Annotated in this window: 1 protein-coding gene; it reads left to right on the forward strand. The window is 41.4% G+C overall.

Annotated elements, in window-relative coordinates; translation table 11 throughout:
• The coding region (locus HSISS2_RS01845; RefSeq protein WP_240472040.1) for a GH25 family lysozyme at positions 1–931 on the forward strand (931 nt) is incomplete at its 5' end.
• Between the last annotated feature and the right edge of the window lie 682 nt (positions 932–1,613).

The following is a 1,613-nucleotide window of genomic DNA, read 5'->3' on the forward strand; positions in this document are numbered from 1 at the left end:
GGTTGGATGGTTCGAATTGCCGTTTGACGGGATGACACAGGATAATTACTTTATCGACGTGTCAGCTTACCAACCGGGAGACCTTACAAGTATCTGTCAAGCAGTTGGAACTAACAACACAGTTATTAAGGTTACTGAAGGCACTGGTTGGGTTAGCCCAGTGGCCACTCAGCAAACCAACACAAGTAACTGTATTGGTTACTACCACTTTGCCCGTTTTGGCGGTGATGTCGCAACGGCACAAGCTGAAGCGAATTACTTTATCAGTAACTTGCCATCACATCCACGTTATCTTGTATGTGATTATGAAGATGGTGCTAGTGGTGATAAGCAAGCGAATACTAATGCAGTCCTAGCATTTATGGATGTTTGTAAGGCAAACGGCTTCGAGCCTATCTATTACAGTTACAAGCCTTATACATTGGCTAACGTGTATGTAGATCAAATCACTGCACGCTATCCAAACAGCTTATGGATTGCAGCGTACCCAGATTACGAGGTACGTCCGGAGCCATATTGGGGCGTATATCCAAACATGGAACATACACGCTGGTGGCAGTTTACATCAACCGGCTTAGCTGGTGGATTGGATAAGAATGTAGTTATCATCAATGACGGTGATAGCCTAGTAAATAAGAAAGAGGAAGAAGAAAATATGAATTATGTAGTACGCAGCGAAAGCGGTAAAGAAGGTTGGGTAGCAGTCGTTAATGGTCGTGTGTTTGGCATCGGCTCAATGGGAACAGTGGACGCCCTCGAAGCCACTGGAGCTAAGCGTCTGCAATTAGAAGATGCGGACTTTGAACGCTTCCTATACAGTCAATCAAACGACGCCGAAGCGGTTTCTAAAGCAATCAATGAAGCTAGTGCCTCAGTGGTTAAAGCTATTGAAGAACGTGCGCAAGCTACACAAGGCCAAACTGGTGTATAATTAAATAAAAGAGCCACGCAAACTAAAAAACGAAAAGGAGTGTATCACCTCCCGACAGACCACAGTTCGGATATCATGGTGGTAGTGGTCGAAGCCTCAGCGTTTGCTGGGGCTTTTTTTATGTGCTATAATATATTTAGGAAAGCGCCAGTAACTCTACGGGGTCTGGTGCGTTTTTTTATTTTTGTGCTATAATATACTTACATCAATCCCTCTGCATCCATTATGGACAGATACGTTCTGAGCAGGGGTTTTTTGTGCTATAATTAATAGGAATAGCTGTGGATAATCTTACGGGACCCATTTGCGGAAAGCATCTCTTGTTAGGAGGTGTTTTTTATTTTGCAAAAAAACTAAATTTCTTTACCAAAAGTGTTGACAAACTATCATATATGATATATAATATACATGTAAGATAAAGAAAGGAAGTAAACAAAATGAAATCACAAGTAATGAGCCTAGCATGGAAAATCTTCAAAAACGAAAAAACGACGTGACTTTCTCTGAAGCATTGAAAGTAGCTTGGAAAGCCGTTAAACGTCAAAACATGGCGGATGATTTCTATTTCTTCCGTTCTTCAAACATTAAAATTCCAAGGTGTTAAAAAATGGTTTGCTGAAAAAGAATTTCGTGGACGCAACAAAAAAGACTTGGCGTTTATGTCAGTAAGTGCGATCAGCGT

Source organism: Streptococcus sp. HSISS2 (assembly GCF_000448665.1).
Taxonomy (GTDB): domain Bacteria; phylum Bacillota; class Bacilli; order Lactobacillales; family Streptococcaceae; genus Streptococcus; species Streptococcus raffinosi.